The organism is Peptoniphilus rachelemmaiella (assembly GCF_943169845.1).
Taxonomy (GTDB): Bacteria; Bacillota; Clostridia; order Tissierellales; family Peptoniphilaceae; genus Aedoeadaptatus; species Aedoeadaptatus rachelemmaiella.
In genome coordinates, this window is the sequence record NZ_CALPBW010000007.1 from 32,558 (window position 1) to 47,695 (window position 15,138).

Genomic DNA, 15,138 nt, shown 5'->3' on the forward strand with positions numbered 1-15,138 from the left:
ATCCTTTGTCTTTTTCAAAAGGTCAAGTTCAGTGTAGGGTATTTTCCGAAAAAAATCCGTAACCTATGTAACGAAAAAGCCTTCCCGCAGGAAGGCCTTTCCCATTATTTATTTTTCTTTCCCAGAATATAGTCCACGCCTGCTTGAATCACCGGCATGATCGTCACATTCGGAATGTTTTTATAGAGATTGTCTTCCACCCGTTCGATGTGGCCCATCTTTCCTAAGATGTGGCCGTCGGGACTGATGAGCCCTTCCATATTGAACTCACTGCCGTTGGGATTGTCCACATAGGTGAAGGCCACTTGATTGTTTTCAACCAATGCCTTGGCCTGTTCCTCGGAAAGAACGAGGCGGCCTTCCCCGTGACTAATGGGCACTTCGTATTCGTCGCCGGGATTCAAGTACATGAGCCAGGGCGAATCGTTGGTCATGACTTGGGTGGTGACCATGCGGGCCACGTGGCGGGAATTGTCGTTGAAGGTGAGGGTGGGCGATGTAGCTTCTTGCACCCGGGCTTCGCCGTAGGGCAGGTAGCCGGATTTAATCAAGGCTTGGAAGCCGTTGCAGATGCCGAGCACAAGGCCTTTCTTTTCCTTCACCAAGTGATCCACAGCGGATTTCACGACCTCGGTGCGAAGAATGTTGGCGATGAATTTCGCCGAGCCGTCCGGTTCGTCGCTAAAGCTGAAGCCGCCGGGAATGGCGAAGATGTCCGCTTCTTTAATCTTTGCGGCCAGTTCCGAGATGCTCTTCACCGTTTCTTCCGCCGTTTGATTCTTGAAGATAAAGACTTCCGCATCGGCGCCGGCCTTGGTAAATACATCTTTTGTGTCGTATTCACTGTTGGTCCCCGGGAAGCAGGCGATGAGCACGCGGCAGCTGTCTTTTGTAGAAGCATTTCCCGTGCGGGTACTTGCGATTTGTACCGTGGCCAGGGCTTTCTTTTGATCGTGGACTTCCGGCGGGAAGACTTTGTCGAGCCCCGTGGTGTAAGCTTTCTTAATGGCTTCTTCGTCGAGTGTTTCGCCGTTTACCACATAGCCGGATTCTGTGAGGCTGCCCACGGCTCTCACGCCGTCGAAGGCTTCTTTGTATTCCACGATAATGTCGCCGTAGCGAGCGTTGTAAAGGTCGTCTAATTGGACGTCGAAGCCGAGATCGTTGCCTAGGGCGGAGATAATCATCCCCGGCAAGGTGCCCTTGTGGGTAATGGCGGCGGCGGAAAGAATATTGCCGGAGGCCATTTCTTTTTTCAGCACCTTCGCCGATGCTTTGAAGGCCTCGATGTCGATTCTGCCGTCTTTCGTGCGCACAGCTTCTACGATGCCCAGCTTGTTTCCTGCCGCCGTAAAGGCATTGCCGATGACATCTTTCGCCGCCATGGGGGCAATGGCGAAGGAGATCAAGGTCGGCGGTACGTCTTTGTCGCGGAAGGTGCCGCTCATGGAGTCTTTTCCGCCGATGGGAGGAATTTTAAAATCCATGCAGGCGTCGAAGGCGCCTAAAAGGGCCTTTAAGGGCTTTTGCCAACGGGTTTCGTCTTCGGCGAGTTTTTCGAAATACTCTTGGAAGGTGAAGTACATGTCGCAGATTTCAGCGCCGGTGGCCACGAGTTTTGCCACGGATTCAACGACGGCATAGTAGGCGCCAAGGTATTGATTTTCCGAAAGGAACTCGGGATTGGCGCCGTAGCTCATGACGCTGGCCGTTTGGCTCTTCTTGCCTTCTACGGGAATGAGGCCCGCCATGGCTTGGGTGGGGGTGAGCTGCAGCTTGCCGCCTAAGGGCATGAGCACCGTGCCGCGGCCCACGCTGTTGTCAAATTTTTCGATTAAATTCTTTTGGCTTACCACATTTAAATCCGCCATGGGTTTTAAAATGTCTTTCGCCGTGAGGGAATCGTAGCGATTCAAATAGCCGCAGGCGGGATCTTTTTCCACCTTCACCTTTTGGCTGCGGTCTACACCGGCGGTGTCGATAAAGGCGCGGTCCAAGTCCACGATGCACTTGTCTTCGTAGTAGAGGCGCATGGCGGCTTCTTCAGTAACTTCCGCTACCACGGTCATTTCAAGATTTTCTTCCCGGCTCATCGCTTCAAAGAGGGGCAGGTCTTCTTTTTCGATGACCACGGCCATACGCTCTTGGGATTCGGAAATGGCGATTTCTTTCGGCTTGAGGCCCGCGTATTTCAAGGGCACTTTGTCCAATTGCACCCGGATCCCCGGTGCCAATTCGCCGATGGCAACGGAGACGCCGCCGGCACCGAAGTCGTTGCAACGCTTAATGCGGGAGGCGATTTCCGGGCGGCGGAACAGGCGCAGGAGCTTCCGCTCTTGGGGGGCGTTGCCCTTTTGCACTTCCGCACCGGCCGTAGCCAAGGAGGCCGCCGTGTGTTTTTTACTGCTTCCCGTGGCGCCGCCGATGCCGTCGCGGCCCGTTCTGCCGCCCATTAAGAGGATCAAATCCCCGGGCTTCGGTTCGCCGCGCCATACATGGCTTTCAGGTGCGGCACCGACCACGGCGCCCACTTCCATGCGCTTGGCCATGTAGCCGTCGTGGTAAAGCTCTTCTACGAGGCCGGCGGGAATGCCGATTTGATTGCCGTAGGAAGCGTAGCCGTTGGCGGCTTCCGTGGTGATTTTCTTTTGGGGCAGCTTGCTTTCCCAGGTGTCTTCAATGGGCATGGTGGGATCGCCGCTTCCCGTAAGGCGCATGGCCTGATAAACATAGGCTCTGCCGGAGAGGGGGTCGCGAATGCAGCCGCCCAAGCAGGTGGAGGCGCCACCGTAGGGTTCGATTTCCGTCGGGTGGTTGTGGGTTTCGTTTTTGAACATGAGAAGGTAGGGAATGGTCTCTTCCTTTCCTGTGCGGAGGTCTTCCGCCACCACGTCCTCGCGAATGGAGCAGGCGTTGATTTCTTCCGACTCTTCCATGTTGGTCTTCACGCCTTCGGCCTTTAAGTGTTTCGCCACCAACGTGCCGAGATCCATGAGGCTTACGGGCTTCTTGCGGTTTAATGCTTCCCGCGTTTTCATGTAGCGATCGTAGGCGGCGGTGATTTTTTCATCTACGCCTTCGTCGAATTCAATTTCAAGGGCCGTGTTAAAGGTGGTGTGGCGGCAGTGGTCGGACCAATAGGTGTCCAAAATCGCCAGTTCCGTTTCGTTAATGTCCCGGCCCACGTCTTTAAAGTGGTCTTGAATAAAGGCGAAGTCTTCGAAGCTCATGGCCAGATCCATGGATTCGAAGCGGCGTTTCAATTCCCCTTCGTCCCAGGAAATAAAGCCTTCGATGACGGCGTTGTCCGTATTTTTTTCCGATTCTTTTTTAATGGTGGTGGGTACGCCGAAGAGGTTTCCGATTTTTTGATCCACAGGGTTCACCAAGTGTTTCACGATGGCGGCGTAGTCGTCCGCGTCGATGTCACCGATAAAATCGTAGACCGTGGCGCAGGAAGCTTCCAGGTGGGTGTGGCCGAAAATGGCCGTGGCCGTATCCAAGACGCCGGCTTGACGCTGATCGTATTGACCCGGTTGGTATTCCACCACGAGGCCGTGATCCATGTCCGCTTGCAACTTGAAGGCGTCGGCGTCGGCGAAAACCACATCGCTTGGCGCTTCGGAAAGCACTTCTTTTGTCAGGCGACGGACTTCTTCTTCAGTCAACCCTTCCAAATCGTAGCGGGCGTAGATCTTCACGTCATCCAGGTGAATGCCCAGCTCTTCGTTTAATTGGGCGGCGAGACCCTTGGCCGCGTTGTCGAAGCCCGGTTTTCTGCCCACGTAAACGCGGCTGATCATGGGGCCGATGTCTCGGCGAATTTGTTTATGTTCGAATTGAATGGCATCCGCGCCGGCATAAGCTTTGGCAATGGCTTCTTCGAAGGTATCCGCCGTGGCGGTGACGGTGAGCACGCGACCGCCGTTGGTGACGAGCTTGCCGTCTTTAATTTTCGTGCCGGCGTGGAAGACGGTAACGTCGTTTAAATCTTCGGGAATGGTAATTTCCACGCCCTTTTCTGACGACTCGGGATAGCCGCCGCTGGCGAGAGTCAAGGACACGACTTTCTTGTCGTTTTCTTTCACGGACACTTTGTCCAGCTCGCCTTTAGCCGTGGCCATCATAATGTCCAAAAGATCGCCGTCGAGGCGTTCTAAAACCGATTGAGTTTCAGGGTCGCCGAAGCGGCAATTGTATTCGAGAATTTCCGGGCCGGCATCGGTGATCATAATGCCCATGAAAATCAGGCCACGGAAATCCATGCCGTCTTTTTTCAGGCCCGCCATAAAGGGGCGCACCAATTTTTCGTCGATGGCATCCAAGAGGGGCAAGGCTTCCACATTGGGGGCGTAGCTGCCCATGCCACCGGTGTTCGGTCCCCGGCCCCCTTCGTAAATGGATTTGTGGTCCTTGGCTGTGGAGAGGGGCACGATGGTTTTGCCGTCGCAGAAAGCCAGAAGGCTCATTTCAAAGCCCTCAAGGAATTCTTCCACGACGACGCGGTCGGTGTGGAAGCGGTCTTTGTCATAGACGTCGATTAAAAATGCCTCGATCTCCCCTTCCGAATAGGCGATGACCACGCCTTTGCCCGCGGCCAGGCCGTCGGCTTTTAAGACGCAGACGCCTTTTTCAGCGAGAAGTTTCATGGCGCCTTGGCGCACCGCATCCCGATTCGTGGATTCGAAATAGGCCGCCGTGGGAATGTGGTGGCGAACGCAAAATTCCTTCGTAAAGAGCTTGGAGCCTTCCAGCTGCGCCGCTTCTTTTCTCGGGCCGAAAATCACAAGGCCCGCCTCTTCGAAGACATCGGCGATGCCTTCAACCAAGGGCGCTTCAGGGCCGACGACGGTTAAATCCACGGCCTCATCTTTGGCAAATTTCAACAGGCCTTGAATATCATCGGCGGAAATGGCGATATTTTCGCCCACATCTTCCGTGCCGCCGTTGCCCGGTGCAAAGTAAATTTTTTCTACCGCTTTGTTTTTGGCGATGGCATGGCCGATTGCGTGTTCGCGACCGCCGCCGCCGACAATTAGTACCTTCACAATGCCTCCTTAATGTTTAAAGTGACGGACGCCGGTAAATACCATGGACAGTCCTTTTTCGTTACAAGCTTTGACGGAATCCTCGTCGCGAATGGAGCCGCCCGGTTGAATAATGGCGCTGACGCCCTTTTCTGCCGCCGCCTTGACGCAGTCGTCGAAGGGGAAGAAAGCGTCGCTGGCCAAGACGGAGCCTGTGAAGTCGCGATCGGGATTGTGGTTAAAGATATTTTCAAGGGCCCAGATGCGGCTGGTTTCGCCGCCGCCCACGCCAAGGGTCATGCCGTCTTTAATGAGGACCACGGCGTTGGAGCGCACGTATTTTACCACCTTCATGCCGAAGAGGAGGTCCCGCTTTTCAGCTTCCGTCGGCGCCTTGTCCGTGACCACTTTGTAGTCTTCCGCCGCGTCGAGATCCGTGTCTTGTACCAAGACCTTGCCGCTTGCGAAGCGCATTTCTTTTTTCATGGCACCTGCCGCGTAATCCACTTGAATCACCCGCAGATTCTTCTTTTGCTTAAAGACTTCCAGGGCCTCCTCGGTAAAATCTTTTGCCGCAACCACTTCCAGGAAGATCTTCACCATTTCTTCGGCACAGGCCTTGTCTACCGTGGTATTTAAAGCCACGATGCCGCCGAAAATGGAGAGGCTGTCCGCTTCAAACATTTTCTTGTAGGCATCCACAGCCGATTCGCCTAAGGCCACGCCGCAGGGGGTGGCGTGTTTTAAGCCGACACAGATAATGCCGTCTTTTTCTTCGTCGAATTCCCCGGCCAAATTCACCGCCGTGTTAAAGTCGTTGAGATTATTGTAGGAAAGCTCCTTGCCTTGGAACTGTTTCATGTGGCTGAAATAGCTGTTGACCATGGGATCGGAATAGACGGCGGCCTTTTGATGGGGGTTTTCCCCGTAGCGCAGATCCCCGTCTTTTTTCAGGCCGATGGTCAAGAGATCGTCATCTTCACCCGTCACTTCCTTGAAGTAGCGGGCGATCATGGAATCGTAGTAAGCGGTTTTGCTGAAGGCCTTCATGGCCAGCTTCCGGCGGAAGGCGAGGTCGTCTTTTCCTTCTTTTAATACGGCGAGCACATCATCGTAGTCGGCGGGATCCGTGACGATGAGCACGTCTTTGTGGTTTTTCGCCGCAGAGCGCACCATGGAGGGGCCGCCGATGTCGATGTTTTCGATCATGTCGGCTTCCGATTTCTTTTGTTTGTAGCTTTCTTCGAAGGCGTAAAGATTGACGCAGACCAAGTCGATGTTGCCGATGCCGTGTTCCTTCACCGTATCCACGTGGCTCTTTTCGTCCCGTTTATAGAGAATGCCGCCGTGTACCTTCGGATGCAGGGTCTTTACCCGACCGTCCAGCATTTCGGGAAAGCCTGTGTAGGCGTCAATGGGCGTGACGTCGACGCCGCCTTCGGCGATGGTTTTCAAGGTGCCGCCGGTGGACAACAGGGTGAAGCCCAAATCCACCAGGCCCTTGGCGAAGCTTACAATATTTGTCTTATCCGTGACGGACAACAGTGCGTATTTCATAGGATGCCCTCCTCGCATAATCGAATGGCTGTTTTAAGTAATTGATGCTCCAAAACGAGCACCGTTTGTTGAATGGCTTCCGGCGACGATAATTTTTCGATGTCTACGGAAGATTGAAGCAAGATGGCGCCGCCGTCGACGGTTTCGGTGACGTAGTGCACCGTAGCACCGCTTCGTTTTTCCCCGTGGGCGAACACGGCTTCGTGGACGTGCATGCCATACATGCCCTTGCCGCCGTATTTCGGCAGAAGGGCCGGATGGATGTTAATGATGCGCCCGGCGTAGCGCGTCAATAGCTCCTTGCCGAGGATTTTTAAATAGCCGGCGAGGACGATAAAGTCGATCTGATTCTCTTCCAAGACGGCCATGAGGTCCCCGTCTTCTTCAACGAAAGTGGCCTTTCCCGCCTCCTTCGCCCGCACGAGGCCATAGGCGTCGCGGCGATTGGAGACGACCAGGGCGATGTGTGATTTGAAAAATCCTTCGGCTTCCGCATCTAAGAGGGACTGTAAATTGGTCCCGGAGCCGGAGATCATGACGGCGATTTTCATTTCAGCACGGTCTTGCCTTCGCCCTTGGTGATTTCGCCGATCACCGTGGCTTTTTCGTCGGTCTTTTCATTTAAATAGGCCAGGGCTTTTTCCGCGTCGTCTTTGGACACGATAAGGACCATGCCGATGCCCATATTAAAGGAGCGATAGAGCTCTTCTTCGGCGATGGCGCCGGTGTTTTCGATGAAGGTAAAGAGATCGCCCTTGTCCCAGCTGCCCTTTTCGATGGTGCAGTTTAAGTCGTCGGACAAGATGCGGGGAATGTTTTCGATAAATCCGCCGCCGGTAATATTTGAGACGCCCTTCACTTCCACTTCCTCCATCAGGCCCAAAACGGGTTTCACATAGAGGCGGGTGGGGCGAAGAAGCACTTCGCCGACGGTGCCTTCAAGGCCTTCCACCGTACTGTTAATGTCCAGCTTTAAGTGATCGAAGAAGAGCTTCCGCGCCAGGCTGTAGCCGTTGGAATGGAGGCCGCTGGATGCGAGGCCGATGACCACATCCCCCTCCTTCACTTTGCTTCCGTCGATGATTTTATTTTTATCGCAAAGACCCACGGCAAAGCCGGCCAGGTCGTATTCGTCTTCCGAATACATCCCCGGCATTTCCGCCGTTTCGCCGCCGATTAAAGCGCAGCCCGATTGGCGACATCCTTCGGCCACACCTTCCACGATCTTTTGCATTTTTTCAGCGGAGACGCGGCCCGTGGCCACGTAATCCAAAAAGAACAGGGGCTTCGCGCCTTGGCAGATCAAGTCGTTCACGCTCATGGCCACGAGATCGATGCCCACGGTGTCGTGAATGTCCATCATTTGTGCCACCATAAGCTTTGTGCCTACGCCGTCGGTGGCGCCTAAAAGCACCGGGTGTTCCATGTCCTTGGCGGCGGAAAGATCATAGCCGCCACTGAACAAACCGATGTCGCCTAATACATTCTTGTCGTAAGTGGATGCGACGGCTTTTTTCATGAGTTCGACGGCACGATTGCCTTCGGTAATGTCGACGCCGGCGTCTTTGTACGATAAAGTCATAATGCCTCCTAAATAACCGTAGGGTCTACCGGGTAGTCCCCGTTAAAACAAGCGATGCAGTAATTGTCTACGCTCTTCTTTCCTGCGCGGGCCAGGCCGTCCATGGAGATAAAGGCCAGGGAGTCGGCGCCGATGTTTTCTTCGATTTCCTTAATGCTTTGGTTGGCGGCGATTAAATGCTTCCTGTTCGGCGTGTCGATGCCGTAGTAGCAGGAATATTTTACCGGCGGCGAGGTGATGCGCATATGCACTTCCTTGGCACCGGCCTCCCGCAAGCGGTGAATTAAATTGCGGCTCGTGGTGCCGCGCACAATGGAGTCGTCCAACAAGACGATGGATTTGCCCTTTACCACGTCGCCTAAGGGATTGAGCTTAAGTTTTACCGCCATGTCCCGTTCTTTTTGGGTGGGCTTAATAAAGGTGCGGCCCATGTAGCGGTTCTTTACCAGGCCTTCGCCGTAGGGAATCTTTGCCGCTTGGGCATAGCCAATGGCGGAAGGAATGCCGCTGTCCGGCACGGGCACGACGAGATCCACATCACAGGGCGCTTCTTCCCACAAAATTTCGCCGCAGCGTCTTCTGAAGGTGTAGGCGTTAATGTCGTCCAGAGTGGCGTCGTTTCTCGCGAAGTAGACGTATTCGAAAATGCAGTTTTTCGGCGTATCTTCCGATTCGTAATGATCGGAATGGATGCCCGTTTCGTCGATGACGAGAATTTCCCCGGCGGCGATGTCTCTGGTCATTTGGCCGCCGATAATTTCAATGGCGGCATTTTCGCTGGCCACGATGACATCGTCTTTGTCTCGGCCTAAAACCAAGGGGCGGAAGCCATTGGGATCCCTAAAGGCCACGACCTTGCCCTTGAGCAGCGCCGTTACCGAATAAGCGCCCTTAATGACGCCCATGGTCTTTTTAATGGCGGCCACAATGTCGCCGTCGTAGTAGCGGGTAATTAAGTACAAAATTACTTCCGTGTCGTTGGTGGTTTGAAACATCATCCCTTCTTCTTCCAGCCGTTCACGAAGCACTTGGTAGTTCACCAAATTGCCGTCGTTGGCGATGGCGATGGTTTCCCCGCCGATAAAACCCATAATGGGTTGAATATTGTAATCGTGGGAACCTTCCGCCGTGGAATAGCGCACATGGCCGATGCCGATGTGTCCCGCCAGATCCCGTAAGCTTTCTTCCGTGTAGGCGTCGATGACCAAACCCATGGCCCGCTTTCTCAAAATCTCTTCCCCATTGTCGATGGCCATACCCGTAGCTTCTTGTCCCCGGTGTTGCAGCGAATTCATTCCGTAAAAAAGACTGGTTGCTACATTCGATTTGCTATAAATTCCAATTACTCCACACATAGTTTGTGTTTGATCCTTTCTATCTAACGATACCTTCTTCGTTCGTGCAACTTTGTTTTTCTAAAAGGATACTTTTTCATCGGCTTCCCTAATGAAGCCACGCACAAAACCTCCCATAAAATGAAAAAAAGAGATACGGGTGCCGTACCTCTTTACATGCCTACACTGAGGGCGTAGCTTGGCCATTTTTTAACGCAAGAAAAAATAAGCTCGCGAAAAGCCAAGTGCTTTAAATGCAATTGAATGAATTCAAAACGGATCAACCCCACGCCCCCCTTTGTCGAAATTATTGTACCATATTTTTTTAGGCGGAACAATCGGCCGGGAAAAAATACGGGACGTGTCGGGAAAATCCATCTTGTCAGTTTCGATCAATCGTGAAATAATGAAAACAAAACAAGATTTCGTCAACGAAAAGAGGGATACATGCTTGGAATAATTGATGTAGGCGGCGGCATGCGCGACGTGTTCGGCGCCGGCGTATTGGACTATTGTTTGGATCATTGCATTCAATTCGACTACTGCCTCGGCGTCTCAGCCGGTGCCAGCAATTTAATCGGCTACTTGGCACAGCAGCCGGGCCGCTCCAAAACCTTTTACACGGACTACGCCTTTCGCGACGACTACATGGGCGTGAAGCACTACAAGGAAACCGGGGATTTCATTAATCTGGATTACATCTACGGCACCCTTTCCAATCACGACGGGGAATACCCCCTGGATCTGGATCAGGTAAAGGCCTCTTCCGCGCAATTTGTCATCGTGGCCACCGATGCCTTCACAGGCGAGGCCACCTATTTTACAAAAGACGATTTGGCCCAAGACCGCTACGGCGCCATCGCCGCCTCGGCCTGCGTGCCGGTGGTCAATCGCCCCTTGGCGTTTCAGGGCGGCCACTACGTCGACGGCGGCGTCTCCGATCCCATTCCCATCGAGAAGGCGCAAGCCGACGGCGTGACAAAGACGGTGGTCATTTTGACGCGGCCAAAGGATTACTTCAGGCGCCCGCGGCGGGATCTCTACTTCGTCCTGCGCCTCCGAAGAAAATATCCCGCCCTGGCCCGGGCCCTTTCCAAGCGGGCCGAAACCTACAACCGTCAGCTGCGCCGCATTTTAGCCGACGACAACACCCTCGTCATCGCCCCCCAATCCACCCTTCACATGAAGACCTTGAAATTGGATCTGAAGAAAATGAACATCCTCTACGACGAGGGCTATAAAAAAGGCGCACAAATCGAAAAATGGCTTGCCCGCTGATCCGGCACCGATAAACAATTCCATTTCCGACAAAAAAAGACCCGCGATAGAGTGACCCCATAAAGTTGGACTTAATCGAGCAAGCGAAATGCTTGCTCGATTTTGTTTTACATAATATTCGTTATATGCAGATTGCATCCGTTCACGGTATTGCTTTGGACTCAAGCCTCCTAACTTTTATTTGATTCGATCGTTGTTGTAATAGTGGATAAAGTTTTTAATAGCCCGGACGAGTTCTCTCCGGCTCTGGTAGATGTGACCGTCGTAGATTTCTCTTTTCAGTACACTGAAGAAGTTCTCCATGGGTGCGTTGTCGTAGCAGTTGCCTTTTCTCGACATGGCTTGAGTGGTCAGTATGGAAAAATTTAAATTTTTAGGAAGCCTCGTATGTGAGAATATGTTAATCAATAAGCATCTTATTATTTAATATATCATTCTGGAGCAAAGAAAAAACAGCCCTCAAAAGAGCTGTTTAGATTGTTATTTTCTTGTTTTAGTCGCATTACTTATATTAGATGACCTACAAACATTGCTATAGGCAGTAATAAGATTAACATAATATTCAATACTATAAATAATCCGTCCTTTTCCCTTACCCCAAATATTAAACCTATTAGTCCAATAATTGGGCAGATAAACATGGATGTGAGTCCAGTTGGTCTTAGACTTGTATAGCTTTCAAAGATGTCTATTGGCAGTAGGTAGGAAATCGCAAAAATCGTGAGTCCAAGTAGAAATAATTTTTTACTGATATTTTTCTTCATACTATTCTCTTTCTTTGAAATTATATTGTTCGAATTAAATCTGTAGTCGGTCTGTTTAAAATTCTCTTTAAAGAAAAATGATAGATGATTAGATTAATACCATAGACGACTAATGAAAATCCTAAGAAACTTTTATAGTCATAATATTTTATTAAAGTACTCATTCTTAAATTAGAAGCGATTATCGACATTATAAACATAACTCCTAAACTTGTTATAATAGAAATTGTAACCGACTTTTCAAAGTAAAATTTAATTTTAAAAATCGCACCATCTTTTCCATTTTTTACAGATATATCTCCATTGTCTGCCTCAACAATTGATTTTGCCATGACAAGTCCTATGCCAAAGCCCTTAGAGTCAGGACTTTTGTAAAATCTTACTAATATTCTTACTCATAAGTCCCTCCTAGTCAAATCCTCTTATCAAATCAATGGGATCGATCTTTAAAATATTTTGTAAAGTTGTCTTGTAAATTAAAATATTTATACCATAAATCAAAATCCCAAAAGCAAAGAAATATTTATATTCAAAATAAGACAACAAAATTTTCATATCCAATGTTGGAGATATTTTTGCAATTACAAATAAAGCAGCAAAACTTACTATTAAAACTATTGCCAGTGATTTAATTTCTTCTAATATAAAATCTCTTGTATATTTGTTTTTCAGTTCTTCCTCATCTATTCCACAAGACACTAAAGATCCAATTTCTTTTTTCCTTGCCATTAAACTTAAATTAATAGAAGAATATCCATTAGTTATATTTAAAATAAAAATTATGCTTGCAATAAAAATTATCATAAGTCCAAAAGTTTTTACGTCTTTCATGCGATTTGCTTCTACATCTTTGCTTGTAGTTAAATTATAAGTTTCATTGTAGGCAATGGAAGAATCTAATCTCTCTTTAACTTCATTCTTTATATCGTCTAACTTATTTTCATCAACTTTCATTGAGAGTTCGTAGGTGTTTCTTCTCAAGTCATTGTTGTTTTTTAAATAAAATTTATTCCATTCTTCTAAAAGTTTAAAGTATGTGTCAAAGTCAACATATAAATTCACATAAAAAGGTAGTCTTCTTTGCCTAAAGTCCTTTGTGTTATCAATTAACCTATCTACTTTGATTGAATAATTGTAATTTTTCTCTTCTGTTATAGAGTAATTTAAAATACCCATATTTTTAAAATATTTTGTTGTTTCTGATCCATCAATTGGTGCATTTGGATTTACTTGGACCTTATTTAATAGCAAAACTTCTCCCTTTTTACCTCCTATTTTTTCAAAAGTTTGATCATCTAAAGCAGTTATAAATCCATCGAGATAAAAATCTTCGCCATTATCATAATATTTACGCATTTTTCCATCTAAATCAAGAGACCTAAACTCATCTGAATAATTTTGCTCCTTACTAAGAGAAATATATTTTTCAGTTGAAAGAAAGGCTCTGTCATTTTCTGTAGTCTTCATTATATCCTTTAAGACATTTGGAACTTCAGCTTCATTTGAATGAATTGATATATTAATATTCGTATTGTAAGTGTAAGTATTTTTCACCCTATTGTACTTTGCCATAGAGAAAACTATCAAAAAAATTGATACAATTATCATTCCAATTGCAGAAATATATCTCTGAGAGGAAATAGTTTTTAAATTATTTATCTTTAATTCCTTCCAAATATTTTTATTCTTCTTTAGTTTTATATTTTTGTCATTAAAATTGCCCTTTATACCATCAATTATATTTACCTTTGCGATTTTTTTAGCTGGAGCAAGTATTGCTATTAAAATTATAAAAAAGCAAATTAACAAAACTACAAGTGAAAGCCTTGGCGAAAATTCTATATACTTGTACTTTTCCTCTTCCTCTACAATCCTTTGAATACCAAGATTGAGGAGGTTGATTCCTCCATATCCGAAAACATGTCCCATAACTATTGGTAGAAGCGAAATTTTTAATCCATCTTTTAAAAGCAATTTATAAATTTGGTAATCTGTTGAACCAATGGACTTGTACATTGAAATTTCTCTTATCTTTCTTAGACCCCAAACTGTAAAAATATTTTTTACAAAAAATATAAAAATAAGTATTGTAGCAAATATTAAAATAGAGTCTACAATCACCTGCCTATTTTGTTGTAAAAGACTTCCATCAACATTATAGTAATCTTTCATTATTTCGCTAAATTCTAGTTCTACTTTATCTTTATTCAAGGCAGATGCAATTTCTTTTTCTAAATTATCTTTATTACTATAGGCTTTTCTAAAATTATCAAATCTTACAAAGCTATTAGTCTTTGCATCCTTTCCAATGACAGTAGAAGCATAAAAAATCTTCATATTCTCATTGTAAAGATTTCTTGTGATACCACTTATTACATATTCTTTGCTATTTTTTCTTGCAAATTCTTCATCCTTAGTAACACTTGAAACTGGCTTTATAATTTTTCCATCAACTAATCTATTCCCAAATTCTACTTTTACCTTATCGCCAATTTTTAAATTTTCTTTTTCTGCAAGACTTTTAGGTATGGTAATTTCGTTATCTTTTGTAGCAAAACTTCCCTCTTTTAACATATTATCTTCTAACATCTTGGTAAAAGCTTGGTCTGTATAATTTATCACTAAGACATTTTGAGATAGCTTGGCAGAATCATTTTCTACTGCAACTTCTCCCACTTCTTTAATGTTTTTTATTTCTTTTAATTTACTTGAGTCACCAGAAACTGTATCAGGCATAATTTTAGCATCATAAATTGATCTGTTCCTAAAATATTCATAATCAAACTTATTATTTACATATCCAAAGTAAACACTAAATGTAAAGAAAATTGCAGTTATAAAAAGTGAAAGTGAGATTGAGAGATTCTTCTTATTCATTATCCTCATCTCCCACTATTTTCCCATCGACAATTGTTATTACCCTTTCTGCCTCTAGGGCTATAGACTCATCATGGGTGATTACTATAATTGTCTGTTTTAAAGTCCTGTTAAAATATTTTAAAATTTCAATTATTTCTCTCGAATTTTCTCTGTCTAGGTTTCCCGTTGGTTCATCGGCGAGTACAAGAGACGGAGAATAGATAAGACTCCTTGCTATGGCAACCCTTTGTTGCTGGCCTCCTGATAGTTCACTTGGAAAAGAGTTAAGTTTACTTTCTATACCCAATTTTTTAACTATATCTGAAAATTCATCTTGATTTGTTTTTCTTTTATCTAGTTTTAGTGGAAGTTCTATATTATGACGAACTGTTAAATTTGGAATCAAATTATAAAACTGGTAAATTAGTCCAACTTTTCTTCTTCTAAAGTAGGCTAATTCCTTGGAAGAATACTTTGATATGTCGTTACCATCTATATAAATCTTGCCATCATCTGGACTATCCACTCCTCCTATGATATGTAAAAGTGTTGATTTGCCAGACCCACTTGGTCCAACAATGGCCACAAATTCGCCTCTTCCAATTTCAAGGTTGACACCATCTAAAGCAATAACTTTGGAGTTTCCTACTCCATATTCTTTTCTTAAATTTTCTACTTTTAATATTTCCATACTTGCCTCCTTTTTATCAAAGAAAGCTTATTAAAGTAAAGTGATT

10 protein-coding genes and 2 pseudogenes are annotated in these 15,138 nt (G+C 46.9%); 1 reads left to right on the top strand and 11 read right to left on the bottom strand.

Going from position 1 to position 15,138, the window contains the following annotated elements:
* Positions 1-104 precede the first annotated feature (104 nt).
* Genes KO087_RS04200 through purF form a run of 5 tightly spaced genes read right to left on the bottom strand, consistent with a single transcriptional unit; the run spans position 105 to position 9,521 of the window.
* Positions 105-5,048 (bottom strand): phosphoribosylformylglycinamidine synthase, encoded by a 4,944-nt coding sequence (locus KO087_RS04200; protein WP_215508044.1) that lies wholly within the window; start codon positions 5,046-5,048, stop codon positions 105-107.
* A 9-nt stretch (positions 5,049-5,057) separates the two neighbouring features.
* Entirely contained in the window at positions 5,058-6,584 is a 1,527-nt protein-coding gene (purH, locus tag KO087_RS04205) for a bifunctional phosphoribosylaminoimidazolecarboxamide formyltransferase/IMP cyclohydrolase (protein WP_215508046.1), read from the bottom strand.
* Positions 6,581-7,135 carry a phosphoribosylglycinamide formyltransferase gene (gene purN, locus KO087_RS04210; RefSeq protein WP_215508048.1) on the bottom strand — a complete coding sequence of 185 codons (555 nt, stop codon included), beginning with the start codon at positions 7,133-7,135 and terminating at the stop codon, positions 6,581-6,583. Before purN ends, purH begins: the two co-directional genes overlap by 4 nt.
* A complete protein-coding gene (purM, locus tag KO087_RS04215; protein ID WP_215508049.1) occupies positions 7,132-8,166 on the bottom strand; it encodes a phosphoribosylformylglycinamidine cyclo-ligase in 1,035 nt (344 codons plus the stop codon). Before purM ends, purN begins: the two co-directional genes overlap by 4 nt.
* An 8-nt stretch (positions 8,167-8,174) precedes the next feature.
* Positions 8,175-9,521 carry an amidophosphoribosyltransferase gene (gene purF, locus KO087_RS04220; RefSeq protein WP_215508050.1) on the bottom strand — a complete coding sequence of 449 codons (1,347 nt, stop codon included), beginning with the start codon at positions 9,519-9,521 and terminating at the stop codon, positions 8,175-8,177.
* Between the two features lie 426 nt (positions 9,522-9,947).
* Here purF and KO087_RS04225 point away from each other — a divergent pair, with 426 nt between their 5' ends.
* On the top strand, positions 9,948-10,778 hold the full coding sequence (locus tag KO087_RS04225) for a patatin-like phospholipase family protein (RefSeq protein WP_215508051.1): 831 nt from the start codon (positions 9,948-9,950) through the stop codon (positions 10,776-10,778).
* Between the two features lie 177 nt (positions 10,779-10,955).
* Here the strand turns inward: KO087_RS04225 and KO087_RS04230 are convergent, their stop codons facing one another.
* The 6 genes and pseudogenes from KO087_RS04230 to KO087_RS04250 all read right to left on the bottom strand — a co-directional run bounded on the left by KO087_RS04230 (position 10,956) and on the right by KO087_RS04250 (position 15,092).
* Positions 10,956-11,117: an IS3 family transposase gene (locus tag KO087_RS04230; protein WP_148472162.1), complete on the bottom strand. Its 162-nt coding sequence runs from the start codon at positions 11,115-11,117 to the stop codon at positions 10,956-10,958.
* Between the two features lie 167 nt (positions 11,118-11,284).
* Positions 11,285-11,542 (bottom strand): hypothetical protein, encoded by a 258-nt coding sequence (locus tag KO087_RS04235; protein ID WP_215508052.1) that lies wholly within the window; start codon positions 11,540-11,542, stop codon positions 11,285-11,287.
* A gap of 20 nt (positions 11,543-11,562) precedes the next feature.
* A pseudogene (locus KO087_RS04240) lies at positions 11,563-11,781 on the bottom strand (hypothetical protein); the annotation flags it as partial.
* A gap of 6 nt (positions 11,782-11,787) precedes the next feature.
* Positions 11,788-11,934: pseudogene (locus KO087_RS09625) on the bottom strand (sensor histidine kinase); the annotation flags it as partial.
* A gap of 16 nt (positions 11,935-11,950) precedes the next feature.
* Positions 11,951-14,419, bottom strand: coding sequence for an ABC transporter permease (locus KO087_RS04245; protein WP_215508054.1), 2,469 nt, complete (start codon positions 14,417-14,419; stop codon positions 11,951-11,953).
* Positions 14,412-15,092 (bottom strand): ABC transporter ATP-binding protein, encoded by a 681-nt coding sequence (locus KO087_RS04250; protein ID WP_215508055.1) that lies wholly within the window; start codon positions 15,090-15,092, stop codon positions 14,412-14,414. The genes KO087_RS04245 and KO087_RS04250 overlap by 8 nt, the downstream gene beginning before the upstream one ends.
* Positions 15,093-15,138 lie beyond the last annotated feature (46 nt).